The following is a 21,342-nucleotide window of genomic DNA, read 5'->3' on the forward strand; positions in this document are numbered from 1 at the left end:
TTATTTTGTTGTTGCTATAATTAGTGCTTGTACTGGTTGATCATGTGCTTCAATTTCGAAATCATCAAGCTGGAAGTCGTAAATTAAACTTATCGTTGACTGTTGATGGTGTGTTAAAAATTTATCAAAATAGCCCCCGCCATATCCAATTCTATAACCTGCATCGTTAAAAGCTAAACCAGGGACAATGAGTAAATCTAAGTCATTTGAAATTTCTGTATCGGATATGACGTGGTTAATTCCTTTATCATCAGATCCAATATTAGATAAATCATCCACGTGTTTAAAGGACATTTCTTTAGCCTTATAGTTTGTTTCAGGGACGTATACTTTTTTGTTATCACTAATCATCTTAGAAATAATTGGGTATGTATCCACTTCATGGGGCATTGAAAGCACTATACCTATACGTTTTGCTGATTCATATTCGCTCGTATGCATCAATGCTTCTGTTAAGTATTGATCGGCAGATGGTTTCTGGTCTTCTACAGCAAATGCTTTCATTAATTTTATTTTTTCTTGTCTTAATGATTTTTTATCCAATTTTGACACCTTCCCGTTAGATATACTCATTTTATTATAACGTTTTAAAAATATAATGTCATTAAACTGCTATTTCAAGCACTCTTATTATTTTTCGAAAAAATAACCAGACTCTATAGTTAGAATCTGGTTTAAAATATAAATTATTTTGTTTCACGGTGCAATGTATGTTTGTTATCACGAGCACAGTGTTTTTTCATTTCAATACGTTCAGGATTAGTACGTTTATTTTTTGTTGTGATGTAGTTTCTTTCTCCACATTCTGTGCAAGCTAGTGTTACGTTTACGCGCATGCTAATTCCTCCTTACCTTTTCAAAATACGACTTATTTATCATACCATTTAGTTATAAAATTGAAAAGTATTAATTTTCAATAGAGACCATAACAAAAGGATTTTTCATTAAAATATGAAAGTATTTTGTTAATTTTTATCTTTTTCTTTAAAATAATAGTTTATAATATCTCTTCCTAAGTCCCCGCCGTTCAACCAAGGTTCTGGGACTGGGTGATTTGTGTAGACAATAGAAAACGCTAATTTAGGATTTTCTATTGGAGCGTAACCGACATAAGTTGAATTGACTCTTGGTTCTCCATCTTGGAATACTTCTGCTGTACCTGTTTTACCAGCAGATGGGACAGTAGTATCATTAAAGCTTTGGTAACCCGTACCTTCTTTTTCATTAAAAGCCATTTTAAAGCCTTCTTGAACTTGTTTTATTTGATCAGAAGTATTATTAACTTTATTCAATACGTTGCCTTTAACTTTTTCTTTAACAGGTCCTAGTGTATCTTTATTTGTTGCTTTCCTGATTTCTAAACCAATATGCGGTTGAATTCTATAGCCGTTATTAGCAATTGTAGAAACATATTGAGATAATTGAAGTGGTGTATAAGTATCATATTGACCAATAGATAAGTCTAAGAAATTACCGGGGTTATCAGTCAATGGTTCAATTTGACCACTTGTTTCATTTGGTAAATCGATACCTGTTTTAACACCTAATCCAACTTGGTTTAAACCTTTACGTAATTTTTGGCCAGCTTCAGAAATATCTGTTGGCAATGACATATTAGGTGTGTATGGAGAGCCTGCAATCTTCAATGCCGTTTTAATCATATAAACGTTTGATGAATGCATTAATGCTTCTTTATCATCGATTGTGACTTTACCATCTTGGTTAAAGTACGAACGCTTGGAAAGCCCACCAGAGAAAGTTAAAGGTTCATCAACCATTTCTTCGCCAACTTTAATTGCGTCGTTTTGATAACCCGCTAATAACGTTCCACCCTTAACAGAAGACCCTACTGCATATTGAGAAGTGAAATTACCAATATCATAATCCGTGAGATCACCATTTTTATCAATTTGTTTACCTGCCATCGCTAAAATATCACCGTTATTTGGATTTTGAACGACGACTAACGCATTATCCATATTTTTAGCGCCTTCGCTACGTAATTTACTTATTTGTTTTTCTAAATATTCTTCTGTTTTCTTTTGTAAATCAATATCAATACTTAATACGAGGTCATCGCCTCGTGAACCTGGATGAATGACTTGTGAATCTATTACTTCGCCAGATTTATCCGTAGTATATTTCATTTCTTTCTTTTTCCCTTTAAGGATATCATCATATTGATACTCTAAATAAGATTTACCAACACGATCATTTCTTGAATAACCTTTTGACAAATACTGTTCCGTGAGTTCTTTAGGAATACCTTCTTGTGTAGTAGAAACATCACCAAAAATACCTCTTAATGTATCTTTGTATGGATATTTTCTATCCCAATCCATAGTTGTATTAACGCCCGGTAAATCAGAAAGTTTTTGTGATACTGCTGCATACTCCTCGTCTGTAACATCTTCATTTTTAATCATTTGAGGATCTAATGCTGAACCAGCCATCATCTCACGATATATGGCTAACACTTGTAAATCCTTGTCCGAGAACGAATCAAATTGTTTTTCGCCAATTTTTTTATGTAATGCATCATCATACTCATCTTGAGAAATACTGCCATCATCTAATAGTGATTGTTCGTTTTTCATTAATTGTTCCGCTTTATTTGGATGTTTTAAAATCCAAAAATCTTGTTTATCTCGCTCAGTGATTTTAGCAGTATCCATCTTGATTAATTTGGATAATTTTTCAGCAATATCTAACACTTCAGATTGAGAAGTCTTCCGTCCGCGGGAATATGTAATTGCTTTTTTAGATGCGTTATCTACGAGTACTTTACCATTTCTATCCAAAATTCTTCCGCGTGGGACCGCTTCATTGACGGTTAAGTTTTCACTGTTTTTAATTAATTGCTTGTAATGAGAGCCCTGTGCTATTTGCAAGTAACCTAAACGTAATACAATTATTGCAAAAATAAATACAATGACGCCAAATACAAAACTTATTCTTTTGTTCATGGTATTTCTTATTTTTTCATCATTTGATTTTTCTTTTAATCTTTTTAGCAAAACAACATACCTCTATTCAAAAGTGATCACTTTAAATGATATATGAAATTGGCGGAGATTTCTATTATTTTAATTAAAAAAATGACGGCCTTTAAAAGGCCGTCAAAAATTGAAGCTTAATTATTTAGCAGCGTTATATAATTCGTCTACTTTTTCCCAATTTACAACATTCCAGAAAGCACTAATATATTCTGGGCGTTTGTTTTGGTATTTAAGATAGTAAGCATGTTCCCAAACGTCTAAGCCTAGGATTGGCGTTTTGCCTTCAGTTAATGGATTATCTTGGTTTGGTGTTGTAACGATTTCTAAGTCACCGTTATTAACAACTAGCCAAGCCCAACCTGAACCAAAGCGAGCTGCAGCTTTATCAGCAAATTCTTCTTTAAACGCATCTAAAGAACCCCATTGTTCTTTAATTTTATCAACTACAGTTCCTTTTTCTTCAGAATTTGGAGTTAACAATTCCCAGAATAATGAATGGTTTAAATGTCCGCCACCATTATTTCTAACAGCTGTTTGAATGTCTTCTGGTACACTATCTAAATTAGCAATAATTTCTTCGATTGATTTAGATTCTAAATCAGTTCCTTCAATTGCTGCATTTAATTTAGTTACGTAAGTGTTGTGGTGCTTGTCATGGTGAATTTCCATTGTTTGTTGATCAATATGTGGTTCTAAAGCATCAGAACCATAAGGTAAATTTGGTAATTCAAAAGCCATAAATAATCATCCTCCTAATTAATCTTTAAATAAAGCATAACAACTAAAAATGATGACAACAATTAATATGCTTATATATTAATTCAAAAGTCATAAAATAATATTTGTTATCTTTAGTTACTTTATTAGTATATCTCAAATCACTGCAATTTAAACATCTTTGGCTAAGTATTTTAAAAATTCTAAGTAATTCATACTAATGACCTATGCTTAGAAGGAAGGTTTTTAGTAATAAGCGACATATTGTGCTATTTTACAAGCAAATCATTACAACTTTGTTTACAATTATTGCACGCGTTGGCAAGCTTCACATATGCCATAAACTTCTAATTTATGTCTGTGAATATCAACTTTTGGTAAAAAAGATTTAATTTGTTCAATAGGGCAAAAATCAATTACTTTTGTGTCACCGCATGATTCACAAATAAAATGATGATGATGGTGGTCCGTACACGCGATTCTAAATTTCATTTCCCCATCAAGCTCAGTTCCTTCTACAATACCTAAATCTTTAAACAGGTGTAAGTTACGGTATATAGTATCAAATGAGATACCCGGATAACTTTCATCTAATTTTTGTTGGATATGCTTTGCGTTAATGTATTTATCTTCATTTACAAAAATATTAATCATATCTCTTCTTTTATTCGTATATTTATGACCTTCTGTTTTTAGAATATTAATAGCTTCATCTGTCTTCATTATTAATAGCCCCTTTCACAGTTCTTACTTTAATTTTTTGATATAACATCATGATTGCTAATAAAAGTACAAGTAATACTACAATCACACCGCCAGGAGAAATATTCATATAAAAAGCTAAAACTAACCCAGCAATAACGGAAAATTCACCAATGACAACGCTCAGGGTGATTAATTGTTTAAACCCTTTTGTCATACGCATAGCTATAGCTATAGGAAGTGTAATCAATGCGCTCACTAATAATATACCCACAACTCTCATAGATGCAGATATGACTAATGCTACAATGATAATAAATAAAAATTGTATCCATTTTGGTATGCCAATAACTTTACTATATTCCTCATCAAAAGAAAGAATAAATAATTCTTTATAAAATAAAAGAATGAAAGCTAATACAATAACGACAATCACAATAATTGTTGATAAATCACTAACCGTTACGGCGCTTATTGAACCAAATAATAAACCTACAATTTCTTGGTTGAAACCATCAGCTAATGAAATGAATATTGCACTTAATGCTATACCTGCACTCATGATAATTGGTATCGCGATTTCTTGATAATTACTATACGAAGTTCTAAGGTTTTCGATTAACAGCGCACCTACGATTGCAAAGAGAATACCAAACCACATTGGATTTATGAACGCTAATGCTGGTGCAATCGTAACAACGAACATGCCAAAAGAAATGCCCCCAAGTGTAACGTGACTTAATGCGTCTGCAATTAAAGATAATCTTCGTACCACGATAAAAGCTCCGATTAATGGCGCAATAAATCCAATTAAAATACCACTAATAAAAGAGTAACGCATAAAATCAAAATTTAATAACGCCTCAATCATGATGAACAACACTCCCTATTATGTTGATGGTCTACGAATTGGATGGGATGTCCATAAATTTTTGAAATTTCTACTTCATCTAATGATTTAAAATCTTCAGTCGTACCGTGGAAATGTAAATGTTTGTTTAAACAAGCTACTTCAGTAGCAGTATCTGCCACAACGCCTATATCGTGGGTAACTAAAATAATAGTCACACCTTCTTTTTTCAATGTTTCTAAAGTTTCATAAAATTCATTAACGTGTTTAGCGTCTATACCATTCGTTGGCTCATCTAATATGAGCACAGAAGGATTGCTAATTAACGCTCTGGCAATCAACACGCGCTGTTGTTGTCCACCAGATAATTCTGCAATATTTTTATGCATTAAATGGCTAATATTTAACCGATCTAATACTGCCTCAACCTGATTTTCATCCTTTTTGTTAAACCATTGAAATAATTTCTTACGCTTTGTAAGCCCACTCATGACGACTTCTTTAACGCTCGCAGGAAACCCTGATTTAAATGCTTGTGCTTTTTGAGAAACATAACTGATTTTATATAAAGATTGCTTTCCATTATACACCTTACCGTCTACAAAAATTTGACCTTTTTGCAATGGTAATAAACCTAAAATTATTTTTAATAAGGTTGATTTACCTGCGCCGTTCGGTCCAACAATCGCTAAAAATTCACCTTTATTAATTTTTATGTTTATATTTTCCAAAACTTTCTTGTTATCAAAATAATAATCAATATTTTTTAATTCAAATACTGCAGTAGTCATCTTTTCACCTCGTTCTATACTATACAACTTGTGGACAATTATGTAAATAGTAATGTTTACGAATTAAAAAAAGAGCGAACTAGAAATCTAATTTTAAGTGATTTCACGTCTCGCTCTGTTAATGGCAATAATATTTAATAATTGGTTGAAATATTATTGCGTTAAAATTTTATCTTTTAAATTTTCATCGAATTTTTGTTGTTTAAGCATTTCGATTTCAAATTTATAAGGTGGTTTTTTATTCTTTTTATCTTCACCAACATACGGTGTTTCAAGTATTTTTGGTATATCTTTAAATGTGTCATGATGAACAATATAATTTAATGCATCAAAACCAATATAGCCAAAACCGATATTTTCATGTCTATCTTTGTGAGCGCCAATATCATTTTTACTATCGTTTACATGGACAACTTTAATTCTATCGACACCGACAATTTTATCAAATTCATTTAGTACACCATCAAAATCTTCTTTAACATTGTAACCAGCATCATGGGTATGACATGTGTCAAAGCAAACTGATAAACGTTCATTATGATTCACACCATCAATGATTTTAGCAATTTCTTCAAAGTTTCTACCAATTTCAGAACCTTTACCAGCCATCGTTTCAAGTGCAATTCTGACATTGTTATCATTTGTTAACACTTCGTTTAATCCTTCGATTATTTTTTTAATGCCGGCATCAGCGCCTTCTCCTACATGTGACCCTGGATGTAATACAATATCTTTAGCGCCGATAGCTTGTGTTCGTTCAATTTCACTTTGAAGAAATTCAACACCTAAATTAAATACATGTGGCTTCACTGTGTTAGCTATATTAATAATATAAGGTGCATGAACTACGATGTTTGAAAGCCCATATGTTTGCATTAATTCTTGACCTTGTTCAATATTCAATTCTTCTATAGGCTTTCGTCTTGTATTTTGCGGTGCACCCGTATAAATCATAAAAGTAGATTCACCAAATTTATGTGCCTCTTCTGCTGATCCTGCTAACATTTTTTTACCATTCATAGATACGTGAGATCCTAATAACATAGTTACCACCAATCCTTTATTTATTTTTTTCTGGCTTGACGATTTTGCTTTTTGCTAAATTTTTTACGTTCTTGACGTTTTAAATGTTCTAAATCACGTTGGAATTTTTTCTTATAACCAGGTTTAACCTTTTTCTTGTTTCTTTTTACTTTATATTTCAATTCATTAGTTAAATGATCATCTTTGTTTTTACGCGATTGGCGTGTATTGTGTGCTTTAATCGATTTTATTTCATCATTTTTAATATCAACGTTTTCGAAATGATAACCACGTTGCTCTATTAATGCTATGTTTTCTTCTTCTTCAGGACTATATAGTGTAATAGCAACCCCTTTATATTGGCCACGACCTGTACGGCCAACTCGATGTGTAAAGAAATCAATGTCGTTCGGTACATCAAAATTAATGACATGACTCACACCTTCAATATCTATACCACGGGAAGCTAAATCACTTGCAATCACATATTGAAATTCTAAGTTTCGGATACGTTTCATTTGTTGTTTACGTTCTCTAGGTGTTAAGCCACCATGTATCATACCTAATTTCAGTCCAGCAGTGTTTAATTGATCAGCAAGTTCATCAGCGCTATCGCGACTATTGCAAAATATAATACATAAATACGGATTTAAGATATCGATTAATTTAATTGTTTTTTCTATTTTTGCTTCACTTTTCGTAGGGATCAAATAGAATTCGATATTCTTTTTATTTTTTTGTGTGCTTTCAATTTCTACATAGTCAGGGTTTTCTAAATATTTATTTAAAAATGGATGCAGTGACTTAGGAATAGTAGCACTAAATACTGCTAAATGAGACCCGTCATCTAATCTTGTAGCAATGTGATCTACTTCGTCTATTAATCCTAAATCAATCATTAAGTCAGCTTCATCAACTACTAAATAAGATGCCAAATGGACATGCAAATCGCCATGTTTGGCTAAATCATTTATCCGTGTTGGTGTTCCGATAACAAGCTGTGGTTGATTTTTAGCACGTTGACGATCTTTCTCAATATCAGTACCACCTATAAAAAGTTTAACTGATACACCTTTTTTATATTCTGCTAAATGATTTGCAACATCAAAGAGTTGCTGTGCTAATTCTCGAGTTGGCGCTACAATAATAGCCTGAGGTTCTTTAATATCTATATTAATCAAGTGTACCAATGGTAATAAAAAGGCATGTGATTTGCCTGTGCCTGTCTGGGATTGTCCGATTAAATTGACTTGCTTTAATATTTTGGGAATAACGCGGTTTTGAACTTCTGTTGGTTGATTAAAGTTCAAATTTTGTACCGCCTCTATTAAAGTCGGTTCTAAATTAAACTTATCAAATGGGTGATTTGCCATGTTTTGGCCTCCTTAAATCTTCATCTTTTCTATTATAAAGCATTCTTTCTTAATTTTGAACTAAATATTTTAAGCAGACTGAACCGTTAGTAAAAACAAATAAATCTAATAGAGACCGAAACATAAATAATGTTTCGGTCTTGTATTTCATATTGGTAGTAGAAAACTAGAATGGTAAAGCGCTTGTGCCAAACTATTTTCACAAAAATATTAATATAAGGAAAATCAACTCGCCTACAATTTATACAAAAAATAATTTTTATATAAATGTTAAGCTAGAAATAATCAAAAGGGTCAGTGTTTAATTTAGATGGCTTAATTCCAAATGAAACGTGGCTAAATTTAAGCCAATCTTGCAATAATTGGCTTAAACCATCTTTCATTACATATTCACTATAATGATTAATATCTAATAAATTGATGCCGGCGATTTTTGCGTCTAGCGCATCATGGTGTTTAATATCTCCAGTAATAAATATATCTGCGCCTTGTTGTGCTGCATTGTATTCAAATCCAATTCCAGAACCGCCAATAATTGCAACTGTTTTAATTGTATCTTCTAAATTTCCAATAAATCTAACGCTAGGCATGGCTAACTTTGTTTTCACATGATTCACGAAATCACGGACGTTCATTTCTGTGTTAAGTTTACCCATCATTCCCAAACCATAATCTGCTTGCTTTTCTAATTTTATAAAATCAAAGACAGGTGTTTCATAAGGATGGTTTTCAATAATTAATTGCTCAGCAAGTACTCTTTGATGCGCTTCTATCATAAATTCTAATTTAAATTCATTAACTTCTTCAATTTTATCTATTGAACCAATATGTGGCTTAGCATCACCTGTGGGTTTAAATTGCCCGTTGCCTAGGCTTTCGAAGAAACAATATGCATAATTTCCTTCTTGAGCTAAACCAGCATCACTTAAAGTTTCTTTAAATGATTTAAGATTCGATTCAGGGATAAAAACTTGTACTTTATAGTAATTTAAAGTTTCTGGATTTAAAACACGTTGATGATTTAGTTGAAGTTTATCTGCTAACATTGCGTTAACGCCTTTGGAATAAACATCTAAATTGGTATGTAAGGCGATTAAATTAATATCATTTTTTATTAATTTACGTAATATAGCTCCATAACCATCTTGATCAATAATATTTTTTATTCCTTTAAAAATAAGGGGATGATGGCAGATAATCGTATTATAATTATGGTTGATTGCCTCATCTACAACTTCATCGGTACAATCTAACGCTGTTAAGATTCCAGTTATTTCAGAAAATTCATCACCAATTAGTAATCCTACGTTATCCCATGATTCTGCTGTTTTCAAGGGTGCGTTTTGATTTATAACTTGAAGTAACTTTTTAACATTCATTTACAACACCTCATTAATTAAGTTGATTTCATTGTTAATTTCTATTAATCGATTATTATGTTTATGATGATCGAGATGGCTTTTAATTTTATTAAGCGACGCGCATTCATGTTCCCATTTTTTGAAGAATAAGTCGGTCTTATTTTTCAAAAGTATTGGGCCGAATTTTATCTCTGACTCTGAAAGTTTCTGTTTAGTTTCAGAATAATCAGCAACAATAATTTCATAAATATGACCTTTTTCTTCTAAAATGGCTTCTTCCACAATTACATAATTCATGTGTATGAGCAAGCGCCTGATCGCACTTGACTGTATATTACTTTGTAAAATAAGTCTCGGGTGAGAGGTCAATTTTGCTTGTCCATTTTTAATGATTTTTGCTATTAAGGGGCCGCCCATGCCACAAATTGTAACACAATTAATCTGCTCGTTAGGGTTTAGCACTGATAAGCCATCACCAAGTCTAACATCGATGTAGGGACTTAATTTATGCTCTATGACATTTTTTACTGAAGCTTCAAATGGCCCCTTTATTACTTCTCCTGCAATTGCTTTTTTAACCAAATTATTTTCAAGAGCATAAATAGGTAGATAAGCGTGGTCTGAGCCGATATCTGCTAATGTTTCTCCTGTTATATAAGTACTCACTTTTTTTAATCTTTGATTTAATGTAACCATAAAAGCGCTCCTCTATATATATGTAAAAAGCTCTTTTGCACATCAAGGTACAAAAGAGCTGAAAAATTAATCCATAAAGTCTTTTAGACGTTTACTTCTACTTGGGTGTCTTAATTTTCTTAATGCTTTGGCTTCTATCTGACGAATTCGTTCTCTTGTAACACCAAAAACTTTACCTACTTCTTCTAAAGTACGCGTTCTACCATCATCAAGGCCAAAACGTAAACGTAATACATTTTCTTCTCTATCAGTTAATGTATCTAAAACGTCTTCCAATTGTTCTTTTAATAATTCGTAAGCAGCATGATCTGAAGGGCTTTGAGCTTCTTGATCTTCTATAAAATCACCTAAATGACTATCGTCTTCTTCGCCAATTGGGGTTTCTAATGAAACAGGCTCTTGAGCTATTTTTAATATTTCTCTTACTTTTTCAGGTGGTAAATCCATTTCTTCACCAATTTCTTCTGGTGCTGGATCACGTCCTAAATCTTGTAATAATTGTCTTTGGACACGAATTAATTTATTGATCGTTTCTACCATATGCACTGGAATACGAATCGTACGAGCTTGGTCAGCTATAGCACGTGTGATTGCTTGACGTATCCACCAAGTTGCGTAAGTTGAAAATTTAAATCCTTTATTGAAATCGAATTTTTCTACCGCTTTAATTAATCCCATATTACCTTCTTGGATTAAATCTAAGAAAAGCATGCCACGTCCAACATATCTTTTAGCTATACTTACAACTAGACGTAAGTTTGCTTCTGCCAATCTAGACTTAGCAACTTCATCACCTTGTTCAATTCTTTTAGCCAATTCAATTTCTTCTTGTGCGTTTAATAAATCAACGCGTCCAATTTCTTTAAGATACATACGTACAGGGTCATTAATTTTAACACCTGGAGGTGCACTTAAATCATTAGGGTTCAACTTCGAATCTTTATCTGAACTATCTTTCTCATTTACTAAACTGATATCATTATCAGTTAATTGGTCAAATAGTTCATCCATTTGATCAGAATCCATCTCGAAATTTTGTAATTTCTCTGCAATTTCTTCGTGGCTTAGATGCCCTTCTTTTTTACCTTTTTCAATTAATCGTTTTTTTACATCTTCTAAAGTTAGAGATGGGTCAATGGTTTGCTTTTTAAGTGTAACTTTATTTCCAGACATGAAAAGGCCTCCCGAATATAATATCAACTTAGCATCGTGATATTTTGATAGATGAACTTATTATTATCTACCCACTATCTATACGATTTATGCAAGTTGTTAAACCCAATAATATACAGATATATTCATTGTTAAGTTAATTCATTCTATTTTTATTATAGTCTACAATTTTTTCTAGGTAATATTTTTGCAACTCTAAATCACCTAATCTAGAAGCCTCCCGTAGCTTATGATTAAGCGATTCAATCGTTTCTTCGTTTCTATTTGTTATTAGCATGTTTAAATAATCATCGATTTCATGTTCGTAAGGTTCTTCATTTATCATATAATTATCCAATGATATAAATGCTTCTTTAATTTCATTATTATCGATATATTGTAAAACGTCACTAATATTGAACGTATCGTTCCCAGAATAAAACTCATGTAAAACATTAAATATACGCTTAAAATAATGATTTGTAAAGTCTTCTGAGTAAAGTAATTTATGATAATTTAAAAAAGTGTCTTTATCATTCATAAAATGTTTTAATAAAGCGCGCTCTGCTTTTTCTTGTTTATTTAAATTAGTGAATTGCGGGACACTAGGCGTTTGGTAAGACTGTGGTTGATAATAATCTTGTCGTTGTCCTATTTCAATATTTAAACTATCCATGCTTACTTTAAACAATTCTGATACGTCTTGCAATATCTTTTTGCGTAAAATAGATGACTGCATCAAAGAAATGTCATGCGTAATTTCTTTTAAATATTTCTCGTAAGCTAAATCATTATTTTCTATTTCCTCTTGGTGCATATGCACTTTATATAGTATAAATGCTTTTTTTTCATGTTCGACGTAATAGTTAAAAGCATCGGCACCGTGTTTACCAATGTATTCATCTGGATCCATGTTTTTTGGTAATTGTACAACAAACACATTTAACCCTTGCTGTAACAAAATTTGACCGGATTTCAAAGTAGCTTCACTACCAGCAAAATCACCATCAAACATCAGCGTCACATTAGAGGTTAGTTTTTTCATAAACGCTATATGCTCTTGAGAAATCTGTGTTCCCATACTAGCCACTACTTGTTTTAAACCTGCGTAATCCGCTTTTATAACGTCCATAAACCCTTCTAGTAAAATAATTTCATCATTTTTTCGAATGGCTTTTCTAGCATGATCAACGTTGTATAGTAATCTTCTTTTTTGAAATATAGGTGTTTCTGGGCTATTAAGGTATTTAGGTTCTTGATCTGTATAAGTCCGACCAGAATAACCAACAGTTCGTCCTTGTGCATTTGTTAATGGAAACATAATTCTATCTCTAAACCGATCATAATAACTAAAGTTTTCTTCATTTCTTGAAAGTAAACCAGCTTCATAAGCTAACTGAATATCGTATCCTTTTTTCTGTAAAAAATCATGACAAAAGTGAGCATTGTTTGGGGCATACCCTATTTTTCGTCCATCTATGAGCTCATCAGTGAAACCACGCTCTTTTAAATAGGTTAAAGCCGCTTCACCCTCAACTGTTTTTTTTAATGCATAGTGATAATATTCTTGCATTAATTCATGCATTTCAATCATTTGTAAATCTTCTGAAGCAATTTGGTGATTTGCATTTTGACCAGCAGATTGCTGTGGCGTTTCAATTTCAATATTGACGCGTTCACCTAGTAACTTTACCGCTTCAGTAAAAGAAACATCTTTGATTTCTTGCGTAAATTGGAAAACATTCCCACCTTTTTTACAGCCAAAACAATGGCATATTTGTTTATCTTCAGAAACAGTAAATGAAGGTGTTTTTTCATCATGAAAAGGACACAAACCAATATAATTGCGCCCTCTTTTTTCTAATTTGACATATTCACTTACCAAGTCAAGTATATCCGTTTTATCTTTTATTTCATTAATCGTTGCTTGTTCAATTCGCAAAATTATCACCTATTAGACAGTAGTTATAACATTATATTAGTTTTGGCTAATTTAAGAAACTATTTTGCTCAATGATGCTTATAATATCGTTAGCAGTTTCTTCGATAGCTTTATCAGAAACATCTATGACTGGACAACCAATTTTTTCAACTAATTCATGAAAATAATTTAATTCTTCTTCAATTCTTTGTTCTGTTGCGTATCTCGCACTATCGCCTAGCCCGAGTTGCTTTAACCGTTCTTTACGAATGCGGTTTAACTTGTCTTCACTAATTTTTAAAGCGATACACTTTGAAGCATCAATATTAAATAAATCATCTGGAGGCGTCACTTCAGGGACAATTGGAATATTCATCACTTTATAACTTTTGTGAGCTAGATATTGTGATAATGGCGTTTTTGAAGTTCGAGATATACCTAATAGTACAATATCGGCTTTAGACAAACCTTTAGGATCTTTTCCGTCATCATATTTTACTGCAAATTCAATTGCATCAATTTTTTTAAAATAAGCCTCATCTAATTGATGAACAAGTCCTGGTTCAAAATAGGGTTGTTCATCTATTTTATCTAATAATATATTCATTAAAGGTCCCATAATATCAACCGATTTAATTTGAAATTCTTTAATTTTTGATTCCATATATTTCCTTATTTCTGGTTTAACTAGTGTATAAACCACTATCGCTTCAGTATCTTTAGCGACTGAAATGACTTCATCGACATTTTCTAAAGCTTCTATATATGGATATCTGTTAATTTCACTTTCACATTGATTTGGATTAAATTGTGAAATACAGGCTCTTGCTACTAGTTCAGCAGTTTCACCTACTGAATCAGAAGCAACAATAATTTTAATATTTTCCATTTAATTCATACCACCTATTCATTTAGTAAAGATACAAAAATTTTTGTGATCGTTGTTTTAGAGATACGTCCTTTCACTTCATACTTGCCGTTTTCTTTTTTAATAACAATTGGTAAGGAATCAATTTCTTTTTCAATCATCAAGTTTGCTGCGAATATCACTCGCTCGTCTTCAAGGACAAAACTTAAATTAGGCATGCGTGTCATGATAATATCTACAGGCATGGTATGTATATCTTTACCTATCATCGAAGCACGTAATAAATCTTTACGCGAACACACCCCCATAAAATCTCCATTATCATTTATGACAAATAATGTACTAACATCTTCTAAGAAGATTGTGCAAATCGCATCGTAAACTGACATCTCGTTTTTTACTACTACAGGGTGTGACGCGTAATCTTTAACAATAGATTGTTTTAATTGATCAGCGATTAATTTATTCTTGGGTTTTCCAGAATAGTAGTAGCCTACACGTGGGCGCGCTTCTAAAATGCCAGACATTGTAAGTATAGCTAAATCTGGTCTCAGTGTTGCTCTAGTAAGACTTAGTTGTTCCGCTATATGTTCACCAGTAATAGGTCCATTATTTTTGACAATTTCAACGATTTGTTGTTGTCTTTTACTCAGTTCTATAAGACTTCACCCCTTCACTCATTACCTATAATTATACATTGAATCATAAATTGCTACAAATACATATATTTACTTGCTAATAATCAACCAATACATTAAAATTGTATTTAAAGCGAGTTAAGGTTGGTGAGAGCTTAACAAAATTATTGGCTACAATTTTAAATGACTTTCAAAAGCGAGTGCACACACTAATTTGGGTGGAACCGCGGGTTAATAATGATTTATTAAAAAAACACATATTACATATGTGATTAAAAATGATTAACTCGTCCCAAGACATTGATTAAGTTTTTTAAGCTTTTTCTTTGTCTTGGGGCGTTTTTATGTTAAAAGGAGTGTATTTTTTATGGCAAAAGATATGGAAACAATAGTACAGTTAGCAAAACACAGGGGGTTTGTATTCCCAGGTAGTGATATTTATGGTGGTTTATCAAATACATGGGATTACGGCCCATTAGGTGTTGAATTAAAAAATAATATTAAAAAAGCATGGTGGCAAAAATTTATTACGCAATCACCGTACAACGTTGGGATTGACGCCGCAATTCTTATGAATCCTAAAACTTGGGAAGCTTCTGGCCATTTAGGTAACTTTAACGATCCAATGATTGATAACAAAGACAGTAAAATTCGTTACCGTGCCGATAAAATCATTGAAGATTACATGGCTAATGAAAAAGGTGATGAAAATTTTGTAGCTGATGGTTTAAGTTTTGATGAAATGAAACGTATTATCGATGAAGAAGGCATCGTGTGTCCTGTAAGTGGAACTGCTAATTGGACAGATATTCGTCAATTTAATTTAATGTTTAAAACTTTCCAAGGCGTTACAGAAGATTCAACGAATGAAATTTTCTTACGTCCTGAAACTGCACAAGGTATTTTCGTAAATTACAAAAATGTACAACGTACGATGCGTAAAAAATTACCATTTGGTATTGGTCAAGTTGGTAAATCCTTCCGTAACGAAATTACACCAGGTAACTTTATCTTTAGAACACGCGAATTTGAGCAGATGGAATTAGAATTTTTCTGTAAACCAGGTGAAGAAATCGAATGGCAAAATTACTGGAAAACTTTTGCTAGTCAATGGTTAAAAGATTTAAACTTAAGTGAAGAAGCAACACGTTTACGTGATCATGATGCAGACGAATTATCTCACTATTCAAATGCCACAACTGATATTGAATACCGTTTCCCATTTGGTTGGGGAGAACTCTGGGGTATTGCAAGCCGTACAGATTATGATTTGAAACAACATAGTGAGCATTCTGGTGAAGACTTCCAGTATCATGATCAAGAGACTGGTGAAAAATATTTACCATACTGTATCGAACCTTCGCTTGGCGCTGATCGTGTAACTCTAGCATTCCTTTGTGATGCTTATGCAGAAGAAGGTGTTGAAGGCAGTAAAGATTCAAGAACTGTATTACATTTCCACCCTGCGTTAGCACCTTATAAAGCGGCAGTATTACCTTTAAGCAAAAAACTATCAGGTGATGCAATTAAAATATTTGAACAATTAAGTGCAAACTTCTCAATTGATTTTGATGAGTCACAATCCATTGGTAAACGTTATCGTCGTCAAGACGAGATTGGTACACCGTATTGTATTACTTTTGACTTTGATTCATTAGAAGACCAACAAGTAACTGTACGTGATAGAGATACAATGGAACAAGTACGTATGCCAATTGCTGAATTAGAAAGTTTCTTAGCTGAAAAAGTTAAATTTTAATGCTTTACAATATAAACGCTAATTCACTCATTTTAGTTTAATTAGCAAAAAAGCCGAGACATATATAATGTCTCGGCTTTAAATATGGCATAGGACTGGATGAATCAAACTTACGTAGTCATTAATAGTATTTGCGTTGTCAGTACAGGATAGAAATCATTTAAAAAATGCTTTTTCTATCCTGTTTTTGTATTTAATTTGGGTTATCTAATCTTCGCAATTGGTTAATAAGCTTTTGACTTTTAAAATACATACCAGCATACTCACTATATAACATAATCATCAATTGTGACATCTCATCTACAATATCGTGATGAATTGTCAATGCATTCATTTTACTTATAGGTAATTTTTGTAAAATATCTAATAAGTAAAGTGTTTTATTAGAAAGTATTAAAGCGTTCGTGTCTTGATATTTTGCATGATTTGATATCGCGCCATCAAATTTAAAGCTATAGCCAATCAACTTAGATTGATCACGATCTCCAGTAATGACACATTGATTAAAAACTGCATTAAATCCAAATGTTGTCATACACTTGATAAGTACGACAACTGACATCAATTGCGCAGACACACCATCTTTAATTTTATCTAGTACAAAATGTAGTAGTTTATAGCTAAATTGAGATATTTCATCATTTTCAATTGAACGATCTATGGTTTCAGCACATAGGCTAGCATAGCTACTTTCATAAATATCTAAGCGTAGATGATAATTTTGTTCAATAACATCCACAGAACTTAAAGTCCCCATACCTTTCCATTTAGAATAAATAAACAAGCCAAATACAAATAATTGTGTATTAGCTTGTAAACCACTCTTGCTTTTTTTTGCGCGACGTACCATTAGTGGGACTTTTGCACCGTATTCATTTAAAATTGTGATAATTTTATCGGATTCGCCATAATCAACTGTTTTTATAATGATACCTTTTTGTTTGATTAACACATTAGCTCACCGACTCCCGAATTAATCTTGATCTTCTAAATAACCCATTTGACGAATAAAATTAACTTTATTACGCCAATCTCTTTGAACTTTTACCCACAGTTCTAAATAAACTTTTGAACCTAGCAATCTTTCAATATCTTGACGTGCGCGTTTACCTACTTCTTTAAGTTTTTTGCCACCTTTACCTATGACAATACCTTTTTGTGAGTCACGTTCAACAAAAATAGTAGCTTCAATTCTTACTCGATCTTCATCTTCTTTAATCATGCGGTCAACATTTACTCCGATAGCATGCGGAATTTCTTCACTTGTAAGATGTAATATTTTCTCACGTATTAACTCACTTACTACAAATTGTTCAGGATGATCAGATATCTGATCATCTGGATAGTATTTAGGCCCAGCAGGTAAATAAGATTTAATTACGTCAATAAAATGTTCTACATTGAGACCTTCTAATGCTGAAATAGGCACGACTTCAGTGAAATCCATATGTTTTTTATACTTCTCAATTTTAGGCATGAGTTCATCTGGGTGTACTAAATCAATTTTATTTAATACTAAAAACACAGGGGTTTTAACTGTCTTCAACATTTCCATAATATATTCATCGCCACGGCCAATATCTTCATTGACGTTGACCATAAACATAATGGCATCAATTTCTGATAGTGTATTGGTAGCAACACGCATCATATAATCGCCTAATTTATGTTTCGGTTTGTGTATGCCAGGTGTGTCTAAGAAAATAATTTGCGCATCTTCTTGAGTCATAACACCTTGTATTTTATTTCTTGTCGTTTGTGCTTTATCAGACATGATTGCAATTTTATGTCCGATAACACGATTGACGAATGTAGACTTTCCTACATTGGGTCTACCTATTATTGTTACAAATCCTGATTTATGTTCTGTCATTAATTTAAATCCTTTCCAGAAAATCCTAATGGTAGTAAATCACTTACTGTTGATTGAATCATATCCTCTTTATGATTCGTCATATAAACTGGCATATCGTCATCACAAAGTTCCTTTAATACTTGCCTGCAGGCACCACAAGGGGAAGAAGGTTCATCAGCATCCACTGTTACCGTGATAGATTCAAAATCACCAGGACGATATCCATCTGCAATTGCCGCAACAAGACTTGATCTTTCTGCACAAATACCTAAAGGATAGGCAGCGTTCTCTACATTCCCACCGCGGTATGTTTTACCGTCTTTTGTAATCAAATATGCGCCAACTTTAAATTGACTATATGGGGCATATGCATTCTCTTGTGCTTTTCTTACTTCAGTATAATAATGAGGTTGGTAAGCCATAGTTCATCTCTCCTATTCAAAGCTTAATTTTTTTTAATAGTTATTAAAACCATTTAAATTTAATGCTATCTTAGTATATACAAATTGCAAAAAATGCACTACTTATTTTATTAAATATGGTAAAAAAACAATAACCCCAATTGCTAACGCTACAATCGAAGCAAGTACTACACTAGAAGCTGCTGTATCTTTAGCTTTTTTGGCTAATTCATGATAATCCTTTGTAATTAAATCTACTACAAATTCGACTGCAGTATTCATTGCTTCAAATGCTAACACTAAACCAATAGCAATAATAATCAAAAGCCATTCAATAGCGGTTATACCTAATATAAGTCCTAATATAATTGCAATAATCGCAAATATAGAATGGATTAAAAATTTACTATCTTTACTAAAGAGTACAAATAATCCTTGAAAAGCATAATTGAATCGTTTCATAACTGCCTCTATTCTCTTGGTAAACCATATGCATTTAAGATTTCATCTTGACGACCGAACATTTGCTTCTCATCAGTTTCAGTCATATGATCGTAACCTAATAAATGAAGAAATCCGTGAAGTGCAAGGAAACCAAGTTCTCTATCAAAAGAATGCCCGAATGTCTCTGCTTGTTCTCGTGCGACATCTGTACATATGATAATGTCACCCAAAACACGTGGAATATCTAAGCCGATGATTTCAGGTTCTTCTTCTTCTAATGCAAATGAAATCACATCTGTTACTTTATCTTTATCACGATACATTTTATTCATTTGTTGAATTTCTTCTTTATCTACAAAAGTTACAGATAACTCTGCTTCACTATCTATGCCTTCTTGTTCTTTTGCAAATGTGAGTAGTTTATCAATTTGCTCGAACCAACTATTATCAACTAATCCTGTATGGTCATTAAAATCTATTGTAAACATTTACTCTTCTCCCTCATAACGATCGATTATTTTACTTACAAGTGGATGACGGACAACATCGCTTTGATCTAAATGATGAATACTTAAACCTTTAACGTTTTGAAGTTTAGCAATCGCTTCTTTAAGACCACTTTTAACGCCTTTGGGTAAATCAATTTGTGTTTTATCACCTGTAACTACCATTTTCGAACCGAAACCTAATCTCGTTAAGAACATTTTCATTTGGGCATGCGTTGTATTTTGTGCTTCATCTAAAATGACAAACGCATCATCCAGTGTTCTTCCTCTCATATAAGCTAGTGGCGCTATTTCGATAATACCGCGTTCGATAAATCTAGCAGTTTGCTCTCGACCTAAGACGGTATTTAAACCATCATAAAGTGGGCGTAAATAAGGATCAACCTTTTCTTTTAAATCTCCGGGTAAGAAGCCTAATGATTCACCCGCTTCAACTGCTGGTCTCGTTAAAACGATACGTTTAACATTGCCTTTTCGTAATTGTTTAGCTGCATAAACCACCGCTAAAAAAGTTTTACCTGTACCGGCAGGCCCAACACCAAACACTAAATCGTTATGATACATGGCATTGACGTATAATCTTTGTCCCATTGTTTTAGCACGGATTATTTTGCCGAATGCGTCTTTAGTAATTTCATCTTCATATAAATCTAATAAGTATTGAACCGTGCCGTTTTTAGCCATTTTAACAGCAGCTTCTACATCTTTGAGTGATATAGTAACACCTTGTTGTATCACTTTTAATAAATTGATAAGCACTGATTCTGCTTGTTCTACATGCTCAACTTTTTCACCTCTTACAGCTATTTCTTGTCCTCGAGCATGTACTATGACATCAAATCCTTCTTCTATTGATTTAAGATTTTCATCGTTATTACCGATGAGTGCTTGTGCTTCATTGATGTCATCTATTTGAATAATTCCAGGCATATAGTTACTCCTTTACAAATATATTCGTTTCTTTTATTTTATCCTATTAGATTTTAAGTTACAAAAATTAATTATTATGCTAGAAATGAGTTATACAATATTTGATAAGTAACCATGTAAATAAACCATTTCGTATCTTCACTGCTATTATAGCATGAAATATTCATATATTATTTTAAAGTGAATTAAAAATTAATCGTAATTGTTAAATTTTGGTTGTAATCATACAAATAAATCTATTTTTCAAATAAACATTCATTTTAACACACCTAGAGAAATGGACTAGATTTGACATTAAATGAATATAAATGTATTCCTTATTTAGATAACAACTACACATTTTAAGGGTTCCTAAA

Annotated in this window: 22 protein-coding genes; 1 reads left to right on the forward strand and 21 read right to left on the reverse strand. The window is 32.4% G+C overall.

The window, feature by feature from the left end:
• The 15 genes from KA900_RS06730 to ccpN form a co-directional block, all read right to left on the reverse strand.
• Complete coding sequence (locus KA900_RS06730) at positions 1-543, reverse strand: 5-formyltetrahydrofolate cyclo-ligase (RefSeq protein ID WP_119487993.1); 543 nt, start codon at positions 541-543, stop codon at positions 1-3.
• A gap of 143 nt (positions 544-686) precedes the next feature.
• On the reverse strand, positions 687-836 hold the full coding sequence (rpmG, locus tag KA900_RS06735; RefSeq protein WP_019469354.1) for a 50S ribosomal protein L33: 150 nt from the start codon (positions 834-836) through the stop codon (positions 687-689).
• Positions 837-965: 129 nt separating this feature from the next.
• A complete protein-coding gene (locus KA900_RS06740; protein ID WP_096809489.1) occupies positions 966-3,017 on the reverse strand; it encodes a peptidoglycan D,D-transpeptidase FtsI family protein in 2,052 nt (683 codons plus the stop codon).
• 120 nt (positions 3,018-3,137) lie between these two features.
• Positions 3,138-3,737, reverse strand: coding sequence for a superoxide dismutase (locus tag KA900_RS06745; protein ID WP_103373014.1), 600 nt, complete (start codon positions 3,735-3,737; stop codon positions 3,138-3,140).
• Between the two features lie 285 nt (positions 3,738-4,022).
• Positions 4,023-4,439 carry a Fur family transcriptional regulator gene (locus tag KA900_RS06750; protein WP_096809484.1) on the reverse strand — a complete coding sequence of 139 codons (417 nt, stop codon included), beginning with the start codon at positions 4,437-4,439 and terminating at the stop codon, positions 4,023-4,025.
• On the reverse strand, positions 4,426-5,289 hold the full coding sequence (locus tag KA900_RS06755) for a metal ABC transporter permease (protein ID WP_096809481.1): 864 nt from the start codon (positions 5,287-5,289) through the stop codon (positions 4,426-4,428). The genes KA900_RS06750 and KA900_RS06755 overlap by 14 nt, the downstream gene beginning before the upstream one ends.
• A complete protein-coding gene (locus KA900_RS06760) occupies positions 5,286-6,059 on the reverse strand; it encodes a metal ABC transporter ATP-binding protein (RefSeq protein WP_210139404.1) in 774 nt (257 codons plus the stop codon). The genes KA900_RS06755 and KA900_RS06760 overlap by 4 nt, the downstream gene beginning before the upstream one ends.
• A 153-nt stretch (positions 6,060-6,212) precedes the next feature.
• Positions 6,213-7,103: a deoxyribonuclease IV gene (locus KA900_RS06765; RefSeq protein ID WP_096809476.1), complete on the reverse strand. Its 891-nt coding sequence runs from the start codon at positions 7,101-7,103 to the stop codon at positions 6,213-6,215.
• 20 nt (positions 7,104-7,123) lie between these two features.
• A complete protein-coding gene (locus tag KA900_RS06770) occupies positions 7,124-8,455 on the reverse strand; it encodes a DEAD/DEAH box helicase (RefSeq protein WP_210139405.1) in 1,332 nt (443 codons plus the stop codon).
• Positions 8,456-8,730: 275 nt separating this feature from the next.
• Complete coding sequence (locus KA900_RS06775; protein WP_096809471.1) at positions 8,731-9,834, reverse strand: Nif3-like dinuclear metal center hexameric protein; 1,104 nt, start codon at positions 9,832-9,834, stop codon at positions 8,731-8,733.
• A complete protein-coding gene (locus KA900_RS06780) occupies positions 9,835-10,512 on the reverse strand; it encodes a tRNA (adenine(22)-N(1))-methyltransferase (RefSeq protein WP_096809468.1) in 678 nt (225 codons plus the stop codon). It lies immediately after the preceding gene.
• Positions 10,513-10,578: 66 nt separating this feature from the next.
• A complete protein-coding gene (gene rpoD, locus KA900_RS06785; protein ID WP_096809465.1) occupies positions 10,579-11,685 on the reverse strand; it encodes an RNA polymerase sigma factor RpoD in 1,107 nt (368 codons plus the stop codon).
• A 136-nt stretch (positions 11,686-11,821) separates the two neighbouring features.
• Positions 11,822-13,606 (reverse strand): DNA primase, encoded by a 1,785-nt coding sequence (dnaG, locus tag KA900_RS06790; RefSeq protein ID WP_119487997.1) that lies wholly within the window; start codon positions 13,604-13,606, stop codon positions 11,822-11,824.
• A 46-nt stretch (positions 13,607-13,652) separates the two neighbouring features.
• Positions 13,653-14,474: a pyruvate, water dikinase regulatory protein gene (locus KA900_RS06795; RefSeq protein ID WP_103372996.1), complete on the reverse strand. Its 822-nt coding sequence runs from the start codon at positions 14,472-14,474 to the stop codon at positions 13,653-13,655.
• A gap of 14 nt (positions 14,475-14,488) precedes the next feature.
• A complete protein-coding gene (ccpN, locus tag KA900_RS06800; RefSeq protein ID WP_210139422.1) occupies positions 14,489-15,112 on the reverse strand; it encodes a transcriptional regulator CcpN in 624 nt (207 codons plus the stop codon).
• 346 nt (positions 15,113-15,458) lie between these two features.
• Between ccpN and KA900_RS06805 the strand changes: the two genes are divergently transcribed.
• Positions 15,459-16,850: a glycine--tRNA ligase gene (locus tag KA900_RS06805; RefSeq protein WP_096809453.1), complete on the forward strand. Its 1,392-nt coding sequence runs from the start codon at positions 15,459-15,461 to the stop codon at positions 16,848-16,850.
• A gap of 193 nt (positions 16,851-17,043) precedes the next feature.
• Here KA900_RS06805 and recO read toward each other — a convergent pair whose 3' ends face one another.
• The 6 genes from recO to KA900_RS06835 all read right to left on the reverse strand — a co-directional run bounded on the left by recO (position 17,044) and on the right by KA900_RS06835 (position 20,986).
• A complete protein-coding gene (gene recO / locus KA900_RS06810) occupies positions 17,044-17,802 on the reverse strand; it encodes a DNA repair protein RecO (protein ID WP_096809450.1) in 759 nt (252 codons plus the stop codon).
• A 21-nt stretch (positions 17,803-17,823) separates the two neighbouring features.
• Positions 17,824-18,723 (reverse strand): GTPase Era, encoded by a 900-nt coding sequence (gene era, locus KA900_RS06815; protein ID WP_096809448.1) that lies wholly within the window; start codon positions 18,721-18,723, stop codon positions 17,824-17,826.
• Positions 18,723-19,127: a cytidine deaminase gene (gene cdd / locus KA900_RS06820; protein ID WP_107644049.1), complete on the reverse strand. Its 405-nt coding sequence runs from the start codon at positions 19,125-19,127 to the stop codon at positions 18,723-18,725. The genes era and cdd overlap by 1 nt, the downstream gene beginning before the upstream one ends.
• Positions 19,128-19,229: 102 nt before the next feature.
• Positions 19,230-19,568 carry a diacylglycerol kinase family protein gene (locus KA900_RS06825; protein ID WP_096809443.1) on the reverse strand — a complete coding sequence of 113 codons (339 nt, stop codon included), beginning with the start codon at positions 19,566-19,568 and terminating at the stop codon, positions 19,230-19,232.
• Positions 19,569-19,576: 8 nt separating this feature from the next.
• Positions 19,577-20,038, reverse strand: coding sequence for an rRNA maturation RNase YbeY (gene ybeY / locus KA900_RS06830; protein ID WP_096809440.1), 462 nt, complete (start codon positions 20,036-20,038; stop codon positions 19,577-19,579).
• Entirely contained in the window at positions 20,039-20,986 is a 948-nt protein-coding gene (locus KA900_RS06835) for a PhoH family protein (protein ID WP_096809439.1), read from the reverse strand.
• Between the last annotated feature and the right edge of the window lie 356 nt (positions 20,987-21,342).

It is taken from the genome of Staphylococcus sp. GDY8P120P (assembly GCF_017892065.1).
In the GTDB taxonomy this organism is placed as follows: domain Bacteria; phylum Bacillota; class Bacilli; order Staphylococcales; family Staphylococcaceae; genus Staphylococcus; species Staphylococcus nepalensis.